The organism is Streptococcus sp. 3874, assembly GCF_013276425.1.
GTDB classification, from domain to species: domain Bacteria; phylum Bacillota; class Bacilli; order Lactobacillales; family Streptococcaceae; genus Streptococcus; species Streptococcus pseudopneumoniae.
Genome location: NZ_VMLA01000013.1, coordinates 42,284 through 53,706, shown reverse-complemented (window position 1 = coordinate 53,706; position 11,423 = coordinate 42,284). Strand labels below are relative to the sequence as shown.

At 35.6% G+C, this 11,423-nt stretch carries 11 protein-coding genes; all 11 read right to left on the bottom strand.

All coding sequences use genetic code 11. The features are described from left to right. Positions 1-15: 15 nt before the first annotated feature. The 11 genes from ftsH to HT703_RS01260 all read right to left on the bottom strand — a co-directional run bounded on the left by ftsH (position 16) and on the right by HT703_RS01260 (position 11,422). Complete coding sequence (gene ftsH, locus HT703_RS01305) at positions 16-1,974, bottom strand: ATP-dependent zinc metalloprotease FtsH (RefSeq protein WP_000744568.1); 1,959 nt, start codon at positions 1,972-1,974, stop codon at positions 16-18. A gap of 15 nt (positions 1,975-1,989) precedes the next feature. Then, positions 1,990-2,532 (bottom strand): hypoxanthine phosphoribosyltransferase, encoded by a 543-nt coding sequence (gene hpt / locus HT703_RS01300; protein WP_000892175.1) that lies wholly within the window; start codon positions 2,530-2,532, stop codon positions 1,990-1,992. A gap of 4 nt (positions 2,533-2,536) precedes the next feature. Beyond that, on the bottom strand, positions 2,537-3,814 hold the full coding sequence (gene tilS, locus HT703_RS01295; RefSeq protein WP_054388171.1) for a tRNA lysidine(34) synthetase TilS: 1,278 nt from the start codon (positions 3,812-3,814) through the stop codon (positions 2,537-2,539). After that, the gene (locus HT703_RS01290; RefSeq protein ID WP_001224763.1) at positions 3,811-5,079 is read right to left on the bottom strand and encodes a serine hydrolase; all 1,269 of its coding nucleotides are present in this window, start codon (positions 5,077-5,079) and stop codon (positions 3,811-3,813) included. Before HT703_RS01290 ends, tilS begins: the two co-directional genes overlap by 4 nt. Beyond that, positions 5,072-5,194 carry an SP_0009 family protein gene (locus HT703_RS11930; protein ID WP_000429334.1) on the bottom strand — a complete coding sequence of 41 codons (123 nt, stop codon included), beginning with the start codon at positions 5,192-5,194 and terminating at the stop codon, positions 5,072-5,074. The genes HT703_RS01290 and HT703_RS11930 overlap by 8 nt, the downstream gene beginning before the upstream one ends. Before the next feature lie 4 nt (positions 5,195-5,198). Then, positions 5,199-5,567, bottom strand: coding sequence for a septum formation initiator family protein (locus tag HT703_RS01285; protein ID WP_000041903.1), 369 nt, complete (start codon positions 5,565-5,567; stop codon positions 5,199-5,201). Continuing rightward, positions 5,560-5,826, bottom strand: a complete 267-nt coding sequence (locus tag HT703_RS01280; protein WP_001234978.1) for an RNA-binding S4 domain-containing protein — start codon at positions 5,824-5,826, stop codon at positions 5,560-5,562. The genes HT703_RS01285 and HT703_RS01280 overlap by 8 nt, the downstream gene beginning before the upstream one ends. A gap of 57 nt (positions 5,827-5,883) precedes the next feature. Further along, the gene (gene mfd, locus HT703_RS01275; protein ID WP_054388172.1) at positions 5,884-9,387 is read right to left on the bottom strand and encodes a transcription-repair coupling factor; all 3,504 of its coding nucleotides are present in this window, start codon (positions 9,385-9,387) and stop codon (positions 5,884-5,886) included. Further along, entirely contained in the window at positions 9,388-9,957 is a 570-nt protein-coding gene (pth, locus tag HT703_RS01270; protein ID WP_000163938.1) for an aminoacyl-tRNA hydrolase, read from the bottom strand. It abuts the gene before it with no gap. 71 nt (positions 9,958-10,028) lie between these two features. Further along, positions 10,029-11,144, bottom strand: a complete 1,116-nt coding sequence (gene ychF, locus HT703_RS01265) for a redox-regulated ATPase YchF (RefSeq protein WP_001218709.1) — start codon at positions 11,142-11,144, stop codon at positions 10,029-10,031. Between the two features lie 83 nt (positions 11,145-11,227). Continuing rightward, the gene (locus HT703_RS01260; RefSeq protein WP_000285186.1) at positions 11,228-11,422 is read right to left on the bottom strand and encodes a DUF951 family protein; all 195 of its coding nucleotides are present in this window, start codon (positions 11,420-11,422) and stop codon (positions 11,228-11,230) included. Position 11,423 lies beyond the last annotated feature (1 nt).

Genomic DNA, 11,423 nt, shown 5'->3' with positions numbered 1-11,423 from the left:
TTGCCTCTCTTTGGGTTATTTTTCATCATTCATTTTTGACTTTACTTCATCATAAGATAATGCATGAGATTCCTCTTCTACTGCTTCAGGCATCTTTCCTGTTTCATAGAGAGATTTAATTTGTGTACTATCCAATGTTTCGTATTTCAATAGTGCTTCTGCAATCAACTTGTGAGTTTCACGATTTGACTGAATAATTTCAGCAGCTTTATTTCGTGCTTCATTCAATAATAAACGAACCTCTTCGTCAATTTCATAAGCTGTTTGTTCTGAAATTGATTTTTGAGGACTCTGTGCACCAAACATAGCATGATTTCCTTCATATTGTACTGGGCCAAGTTTTTCACTCATACCGTACTCTGTAACCATTGCACGCGCCATTTGTGTCGCCTGTTCAAAGTCGTTTGAAGCTCCTGTAGTTTGGACATTAAAGATAATTTCTTCAGCTACACGTCCACCCATTAAGCCAGCCAATTGCTCTTTCATATCTTCTTTAGATAGAAGCATTTGATCTTCTTTAGGAAGTGCAATCATGTATCCGCCTGCACGGCCTCTTGGTACAATTGTAACCTTATGAACAACGCGGGCATTCGATAAGACTAGGCCAACAATGGTATGTCCTGCCTCATGGTAGGCAACCAATTCACGTTCTTTTTGTGAAACTGTCTTATCTTTCTTAGAAGGTCCAGCAATCACTCTATCTTCTGCTTCATCAATATCTGAAGCATCAATTATCGATTTATTGCGACGAGCAGCAACCAAGGCTGCTTCATTCAAGACATTCTCTAAATCAGCACCAACAAAGCCTGGAGTTTGTTGAGCCACTAATTTCAAATCAACATCTTCTGCTAAAGGCTTGTTCTTAGCATGAACTTTCAAGATTGCTTCACGACCTTTAACATCAGGGCGACCAACCAATACTTTTCTATCAAAACGTCCTGGACGTAAAAGGGCAGGGTCTAGTACATCTGAACGGTTTGTCGCAGCAATGACGATAATCCCTTCATTTCCCTCAAAACCATCCATCTCAATCAAGAGTTGGTTCAAGGTTTGCTCACGTTCATCATTTCCTCCACCGAGGCCGACACCACGTTGGCGACCAACAGCATCAATTTCATCGATAAAGATGATAGCTGGCGCTGCTTTTTTGGCATCTTCAAAAAGAGAACGAACACGACTAGCTCCAACTCCGACAAACATTTCTACAAAATCAGAACCTGAGATACTCAAGAATGGAACACCTGCTTCTCCGGCGACTGCTTTAGCAAGCAAAGTTTTACCTGTTCCCGGAGGTCCCTCCAGAAGGACACCTGCTGGAATACGAGCCCCAAGTTTTGTAAATCGTTTTGGATCTTTTAAGAATTCAACAACTTCAACTAGTTCTTGTTTTTCTTCCTCAGCTCCAGCAACATCTGAAAATCTTACTTTAATATCTTCTTTATTTGCAGCTTTAGCCTTACTACGTCCAAAACTCATTGGATTACGGCCATTTCCTCCTCCCATATTTCCCATCATAGAGAATAGGAAGAAGAATAGAATTCCAAATGGCACAATGGATACGAGTAGATTAATCCACATACCACTTGAACTTTCATGCTTAACAGTTACTTCTGCTTTATGGTCAGTAGCAAGTTTTTGCAATTCTGATACGGTAGTATCTGCAGGAAGAATAGTGCTGGTAAATTTCTCTACCTTAGTAACAGATGGCGTGAAAAACTGAATGCCTGTTTCTTCTCTACTTGTTTTAGGATTTTTATAAACACCCGAAACTTCGATAACACTGCCATTTGGTTGGTAGGTTAATTCTTTTACATTGTCATCGGTAATTTCTTTTACCAATTCTGTATAATTAATTTGCTCACTTTTCCCTGCAACACTACCTGTACTAAAATACTGGTAAGCTGTAACTAGGAAAAAAATAAGTAATAACCATAGAAATGGATTTTTAATTAAACCATTATTTTGTTTTTTCATTAAAAATTATTCTTTCTAATTTGAATACACTTCTTCTTTCAATACTCCAACATAAGGAAGATTACGATAATTTTCTTTGTAGTCTAAACCATAACCTACTACAAACTCATTTGGGATAGTAAAGCAGGTATAGTCTGCCTCAATTTCTACAACACGTCCTTCTGGTTTATCCAACAAGGTTGCAATCTTAACAGAAGCTGCTTCTCTTGCAATAAACATATCTCGCAAATTCTTCAAAGTTTGACCTGTATCAATGATATCTTCTACAAATAGAACATGTCTTCCTTTGATATCTTGAGTCACATCTTGTTTAATATTGATAACACCACTACTTGCTGTTCCACCATGGTAGCTAGAAACCATCATGAAGTCCATTTCAATATGTGTATCAATATGTTTAACCAATTCAGCCATAAAAGGAATAGATCCTTTTAAAATCCCGACTAAGATTGGATTTTTTCCTGCATAGTCTTTAGTGAGTTGAGCACCTAATTTTTTAGCAGCTTCTGTAATTTCATCGTGTGAAACGAGAATTTTTTTAATATCGTTTTCTAACATTTTTTTACCTATCTATTTTTTCTATATAAAGTACAGTGTTCATTATATCATTTTTCGTGTTTTTACTCAAATTACTGGTCGCAATTCCCAAAATTGAGACAATTTCACCAAATTGCTCAATAATCAGAGCAGATTTTCGCTTTTCCATAGGGATTTTCAAATCAATAAATAAACGTCTGAGTTTTTTTCTATGCCCATTTTGAATCAAAACATCTCCTGTTTTTCGATGACGAATGTGTATGGATGTTTCACGTGAAACAGGTATTTGTTGAATTGATTCACCTTCTAATGGAAGTCCAAAAGAAAATAAATATCCTTGATAAGCTACCTGATTTTGATAGTGTAACACAAGTTCATCTTCCTTTTCATCAGCCTGCGGACTGATTTTACAAATCTGAAACTGTTGGTACTCTTTTATCAATTCATAGCCATTTTTAATCGGATGACGATACTGGCTTTTAGATTTTAAAATCTGCTGAACTTCAGCAAACTGAGCTTTTGTAAGATTCAAATCTGGAAAACGATTCAGATAAGTTTGAAGTAAAACTCTTTGTGTAGACTCAGAGTAAGAAAATAACTGCTGTAAATCTTCCACATTAATATTGTTAGATAATTCAGCTATTGCCAAATCATAATCTAAAATTTCATTGCCAATGCCTAAGATTGCATCCCTAAATCGAGGATTTTCTTTTTCCAATTCTGGTAAGTAAGAGTTTCGAATACGATTTCGAAAATAATGATTCTCCTGATTTGATGTATCTTCAAAGTGAAAAATTGATGGAAAGTCTTTTTTCTGAAAATGCAAGAAGGGACGAATGATTTCTATCTCTCCGACTACTTGCTTCTCCTTAATTCCTGATAGATAGCGCAAGCGAGTACCTCGAATCAAGCGCATCAAAATCGTTTCCACCTGGTCATCCGCATGGTGGGCAGTGACTAAGGCTGTCGCACCTGTCTTTTTCATGACCTCTTGAAAAAAATCATAGCGAAAATTTCGTGCACGCGCTTCTGAAAATTCTCCTGAAAAATTGCTGACATAAATAGGAAGTCCAGATTCAGCAGCCAACTTCCTTAATTCCTGTTCTTCCCAATCTGATTCAATTCTCTGCTTATGATTCACATGAGCCAGAATCAATTCAATCTCTAACTCTTTTTGATAAGTAAACAATACCTTAAATAGAAACATAGAATCTAATCCACCAGAAAGAGCTAGCACCACCTTAGTATGCTTTTTAAAATATCCTCTCTTGAGAAAATGATTTAAAAAATCTTGTTCTCTCATTTTAGAACCTCATAAACATCCTTGGCTATCTGAGAAATCGTATCATAATCAGAATTCTTAGTGAAAATAGAAAGAATAAATGGAAAATCTGCGTAGATAACACCCGTATCATGCTTAAATTCGTCCGCATCCCCAATTTTATGAGCTACCTTCACAGAAACACCTTTGGCAATTCGCTGATTATCAAAATCTGTTTTAGTCAAAGACTCTAGCACAAATCCATTTTGATTATAAATAGCTTCCATGACCTTCCCGGCCATCTTGGAAGAAATCAATTTTTCTTTTGGATTCCAATCATCTCCCATAATGGCAGACATCTTGGATTTGAATGTGGCATCAGATTGGTTTGAAATGTAATAACCCAATAGATTATGAGCTACATTATCAGATTCTTTAGATACTTTTGTGATTAAGTCCTTGAGAGAATACTCTTTATTATCCTCTTTTTTAGGAAGACTACCACTTCCCTCTGGTTTATAAGAACCTGGAAAATCATTGACTGCAGATACGTATTTTACAGTCGTATCTAACTGATAAAGACCATCATTTATTTTTTCTTGCGCATAATAGAGATAAGGGAGTTTCAAAACGCTAGCTGCATACATCTTTTCATCTTGATTGATACCTGCTTCTTTTCCAGTAGTCAGTTGCTTAACATAAATAGAGAATGAATCCTTCTGATATTTTTCCGATAACATTTCTTGGACTTTACTCATCCGATTATCTTCTTCAGAAGTTGATTCTTTAGCTACCCATCCAACCTGATCAATATGTAGAAATTCTCTTCCTTCTACAAACATGGTTTTGTCGATTGATACTTGCGAATAAGCTGATAAGGATGATTTCACTTCTTTTAAATCATAAGGGCTATTATACAGTTTAAAGTCAGATTCTAACCATACTTTTTTTATTGTTGAAGTTACCTCTGACTGATCATATAAAAATCGTTTGTCCGCAGCTATAAATTGATGATTTGATAGCTTAAATACCGGAATTCCTTGTTTATTTAAGCGCCACTCGGTTATTTGAAAACTTGTTTTAGGAGTCAATTTTCCAGATTCCACTACTAAATCTTCATTCGCATAGACAGGAACTTCTCCATAAACCATAGGAGAACTTAGCTTTTCTCTAAAATAAATACCAAAGTCAGATTGTGAAAGGTAATAAATTTCTTTCGAAGTATAGACGACTTCTTTTTCTGTGCTAACGACTTTTGAGATGGTCAAAAAACTCGGTAGCAACAAAATAATTAAGAATTTACGCATTCTTCCTTTCCTTTTCTTCTTGTAAACGCAATAATTGATTTTTATCAGCCAATTCTTCCAGCTTTTCATCTGATAAACTCAAAAATTGCTCAATTACATCTAATAAATTTTCCATTTTATCACCTTTGAAGCAAGTCAGGAATCGTATAAACTATTTCCCTCGACTTAGAATAATAGTACTTCGCTCGTGTATATTTGGCAGCATAATCCTCATCTTTCAACTTGGTAGCAAATGCTGTCTCCTTATCCTTTTCATCACTCAAGGTTTGATACTGAGTTTGCAAGTCTGCTAATTGCTGACGTCTTTGGAGTAATTGCTGATAGCTCTGCGCTAAATTAAAAGTTGGCAAGATAAATAATAGCATAATCAAAATCAATACCCACCCCATAAAACGATTCCGTTTTTGTCGTTCTTTCATCAGGTAGCGACGACGTTGGTGTTCATTTTGAATAAAAGAATTATTCAATTGTACAATATTTTTAGACATTTTCTTCTACCCGTGTTTCACTGATAATTTCATACATGCCTGCTGCATCTTCTTTTTTTGTACTATCTTTCATCTCCAGTACTTTTACAAGTAGCAACTTATTGCCAAAGCGAATTTCAACTTGGTCATTAACTTTCAAATCCGTTGAACTTTTGGCCAAGATTCCATTAACCTTAATTCTGCCTTTATCTGCTACTTCCTTTGCGACTGTACGACGCTTGATAATTCGTGATACTTTTAAATATTTGTCTAATCTCATCCTTATTACCTCAACTTATTATTGTACCATTTTTATCTACTTTATAGAAGAAAAATATCAAATGGAATTTTCTTTCTTAGACTCTTTTATCTCTAATAAACTTTCTCCAAAAATCAGCAGACCTTCTAAAATTTCATAATCTTTCTTATTTCGGACATCAAATACAAGCTCCATTGATCCCTTATTCTCAGCGATGCCTGCTTTTAAGTTCGTTGCGGATAAAGATTTAAAATAATCTTGAGCTAAAAACAGTCGTTGAGTGACTTTTTCAAATTGAATTGTAATTTTATTATCTTTTCTTTCCACACGTTGAACAAAGACCTTGTCCAAATATGACTTGACTAAACCAATCTCTAAAAGATAAGCAACTACATCTGGGTATTCTCCAAAACGGTCTATCAACTCCTCTTGTAACTCTTCATAATTGACACAGCTGTCAATTTGACGAATTTTCTTGTAAATTTCAATCTTATGTCGTTGATCAGAAATATAAGTATCAGGAAGATAGGCATCAATTTGCAAAATCAACTCAGCATTCCCTTTGGTTCTTGTGTTAGCATTACCGTTTCGTTTAGCAATAGCTTCCTCTAATAACTGCGAATACAATTCAAAACCAACAGAATCAATGAAACCAGACTGGGATTTTCCTAGGAGATTCCCTGCTCCACGAATCGAAAGATCTCGCATAGCAATCTTAAATCCGGATCCCAATTCTGTAAATCCTTTAATCGCTTCTAATCTCTTTTCAGAGACTTCACTAATCGATTTTTCTGGACGATACATGAGATAGGCATAAGCAATACGATTACTACGGCCGACTCTTCCTCTTAACTGATACAAGGTTGACAAGCCCATATGGTCTGCATTTTCAATAAACAAAGTATTGGCATTTGGAATGTCCACCCCTGTCTCAATAATGGTAGTCGTCACCAAGATATCGTATTGTCCCTCAATAAAGTCTAGTAGAGTATTTTCCAACTGGATTTCACTCATTTGTCCGTGAACATAACCAATCGAAGCCTCTGGAATCAACTCCTGTAATTCTGAAACCTTCTGGTCAATCGTGTCAACTTTATTGTAAAGATAGTAAACTTGACCTCCACGCTCCATTTCACGCAAAACAGCATCACGAATGACACTATCATTCTTTTCCAAAACATAGGTCTGAACAGGATAACGATTAGTCGGCGGAGTTTCAATAACAGACAAATCTCTGATTCCCAACATAGACATATGGAGGGTACGAGGGATTGGCGTAGCGGTCAAAGTTAGGACATCCACTTGTTTCTTCAACTCTTTCAAGGTTTCCTTGTGCTTGACACCAAATCGTTGTTCTTCATCAATAATCATCAAGCCCAAATCAGAAAACACAACATCTTTTGACAGAACACGATGTGTTCCAATTAAAATATCGACTTGACCGTTTTTCAATTTTTCAAGTGTTTCAGTCTGCTCTTTTTTACTTCTAAAGCGACTCAACACATCAATATTAACTGCAAAATTTTGGAATCGTTCCTTAAAATTCGTATAGTGCTGTTGCGCTAAAACCGTCGTCGGAACTAGAACGACAACCTGTTTGTGATCATTGACAGCCTTAAAGGCTGCACGCATTGCAACTTCAGTCTTTCCAAAACCAACATCCCCAACCAATAGCCTATCCATTGGCTGAGAATCTTGCATATCCCTCTTGATTTCCTCAATACTACGAAGTTGATCATCCGTTTCAACATAAGGAAATGCATCATCAAAAGCATGTTGATCTTCATCATCAGCTGAAAAAGCAAAACCCTTCAACTGACTACGCTCAGAATAGAGTTTGATTAAATCGTCTGCTATATCCTCTACCTGGTTCTTAACTTTTTGCTTTGCTTTTTTAAAATGACCGTCATTTAATTTATTGAGTTTTGGAGCTTTCCCATCACTTGAAACATATTTAGACAGTAGATGAATCTGTTCTACTGGGATAGAGATTTGATCCCCGTTTTGGTATTGAACACTAACATAATCACGGTGAATCCCCTTGATTTCAATTGTTTCAATTCCTAGATATTGACCAATCCCATGAATATGGTGAACAACGTAATCTCCTTTTTCAAGTTCATTGTAATCTTTTAATCTCTCTGCGTTTGAAACATGCTGTCTTCGAAAACGACGTTTCAATTTCTTTTGAAAAATCTCATGTTCAGTTATCAATAAAATCTTTTCATCTACAAAATGAAAACCATGTCTTAGGTTACTCTCAATTAAGTTTACAGATTGTTGATAGATTCTTGACTTATCTCTGGAATCCAATTTAATCTGATATTCCTCTAACATATCCTCCAATGTTTTACTTCCCATTGAATTGCTAGATTGCAGGATAATAGTGTAATCCATTTTTTTGTATCGTTCAATTTCTTCTTTTAAAAAAGAAAATTGATTGAAAAACTCCTGCATAGGATATTGATTAAATTGATAAATTTGGTCAAACTTGAGATTTCCTAGTCCCTTTTGAAGATTAGAGAAAAAAGTCACCGGACTTTGTTTTTTATAGATTTGTTCAATATCAGCAAAATACTGCATATCAGAAAATGCTTTACTATTCTGTAATTCTTCTGTAAAGTACTGCGCTAATTCTCTTTCAAAGACTTCATACTGATTCATCAATTTTTGATAATCATCAAAGAATATTGGTATGTTTTTTTCAATATAATCAAATACAGTCCATGTCTTATCATAGCATAAAGATAAAAATTTCCGTGAATCAGAATGCATTTGTTTTTGGTGAAAACTTGAAAGAATTTCTTCTAAGTATGATTTTAAAATAGGTGATAACGTTTTTGAAATCTGTTTTTCTAAAGCTGACTGACCTCGTTGATAATCCTTTTCTCTCAAAATTATGTCGCTAGCTGGAAATATGGTGAGTTCTGTCTTATTTTCTTTCGATAATTGTGTTTCTACTTCAAATGACCTGATACCATCAATTTCATCACCAAAAAACTCAATTCGGCAAGGTTCTAACTGGGATATTTCAAAAATATCTAAAATATCTCCTCGAAGACTAAATTCGCCTTGAGTTTGTACTTGTGTAACTTTTCGATAGCCAATTTCCTTCAACTGATGGATAATCGCGTGTTGATCATATTCTTCACCGATTGAGATTTTTACAATACTATCTTTGAATACATTTGGAGACGGTAAAATCAATCGACTTGCTGCGATATTACAAACTAAAATCCCTTTCTTAGATGAATCAGTCAAAAAACGCAAGGCTTCAACCCGTGAAATGATTTTTTCTTGTGAAGACATCAAAAATTCTACCATAGGGGAGTCATCTACCAAAAATGGATAGACAAATTCCTCACCCAAGATAGATAGAAGATCACTAACAAGTCCTTCTGCTTCTCCATAAGTTGACGTCAATAACACAATCTTATCTTCCTGTCTCAAACTACTAGCTATTGCTAAAGCTTTTGTAGAAGTTGACAAACCTAACATTAATTGTCTTTTCTTATCTGTCAGATTTTGATGCCATTTTTTTATCTGATCATTTTCTGAGAATAAATCTAATAAGGTCACCATTTATCCGTTATACCTCTGCATCGTTTTTTCAAAGTTTTTCTCTTGTAAATAGTAGTTTACAGAGTCGTCAACTTTGTCAATAGACTGTAAAATACCGATATAATCATCCTTGTCAAAGGTACTCAAAACATGGTTAACAACTGACATGCCATTTTTAGGTCTTCCGATTCCAATCTTAACACGATTAAAGGTTTGGGTTCCAATATGTTGAATAATAGACTTGATACCATTATGACCACCTGCTGAACCTTTTGCTCTTAAACGAATCTTTCCAACTTCCATGTCAAGATCATCGTAAATGATGAGTAAATCTTCAATATCCAAACCATAATAAGTCAATAAAGCATGAACCGCTTTTCCACTTTCATTCATAAATGTCGTTGGTTTGACAAGATAAATTTTTTCTCCATTTAGGAAAAAGGATGCTAGGTCAGCTTGAAATATCTTATCATGTGTAAAAGTGACATTTTGTTTTTTCGCTAGTTGGTCAATCAACATAAATCCAACATTGTGTTTTGTTTCAAAATATTTATCTCCTGGATTTCCCAAGCCTACAAGTAATTTGGTCATTTATTTTTCCTTTCAAAAGCCAAAAGGGTTGGAATTTTTTTCCAACCTAATTGACACCATTTATTAATTTTTTAGACATTAAAGCGGAATTCCATGATATCGCCATCTTGAACGATATATTCTTTTCCTTCTTCACGCAAGCGTCCAGCTTCTTTTACGGCCTTTTCAGATCCGTATTTCACTAAATCCTCATATGACATGGTTACTGCACGAATAAATCCTTTTTCAAAGTCTGAGTGGATAATCCCAGCTGCTTGAGGAGCCTTCATACTACGTTTGAAAGTCCAAGCGCGAACTTCTTTTTCACCAGCTGTGAAGTAAGTTCCCAATCCAAGCAAGTGGTAAGCTGCACGCGTCAACTTATCTACACCTGATTCTGTCAAACCAATGGCTTCAAGAAACTCTTTTTTATCTTCATCGTCCAATTCAGAAATTTCTTCCTCAGCACGCGCAGAAATGACGACTACTTCAGCATTTTCTGTCGCTGCAAATTCACGAATTTGTTTGACATAGTCGATAGAGTCAGGTTCTGAAACCACATCCTCGTCAACATTAGCAACATAGAGCACTGGTTTAGTCGTCAAAAGGAAAAGACCTTTTACAACCTTTTGTTCCTCATCTGTAAATTCAATAGTTCGAGCTGATTTCCCATCTTCAAGGACTGGTTTAATCTTTTGAAGAACATTAAACTCAGCTACTGATTCTTTATCTTTTTGCGTACGTGCCATCTTTTCTACACGCGCATATCGTTTGTTCACCGATTCTAAGTCAGCAAGAATCAATTCTAGGTTAATGGTGTCAATATCGGCAAGTGGATCTACAAAGGCGTCTTCACGTCCTTGCTCGCGCATCACATTTTCATCATCAAAAGCACGAACTACGTGAACAATCGCATCTACTTCACGAATATTGGCCAAGAATTTATTCCCTAGCCCTTCTCCTTTTGAAGCTCCTTTTACAATCCCTGCAATATCTGTAAATTCAAATGTTGTTGGCACTGTCTTTTTAGGAGTAATCATTTCAGTTAGTTTTTGTAGGCGTTCATCTGGAACTTCAACCATTCCAACGTTTGGATCAATCGTCGCAAATGGGTAGTTTGCTGCCTCTGCTCCTGCTTTTGTAATTGCATTAAATAGTGTTGATTTACCAACGTTTGGCAAACCAACGATACCTGCTGTCAAAGCCATATTTCTCATTCTCCGTTTTCATTTCAATCCCTAATATTATAACACAAAAAGGGAAAACTTGCTAACCCTCTAACTAAGGGGGTTCAGTCAATAATTTTATTCATTTTTCGATCAAAATCATAGCGCCCCATCATGACAACATGGTCACAATTACTGCATTTGATTTTGATATCTGCTCCTACACGTGTAATTTCCCAACGATTGGCCTTTTTACCTGTTGACTTGATGGTGCAAGCATGTGGTTTTTTCATTTCAACAAAATTTCCAACTTGATACATA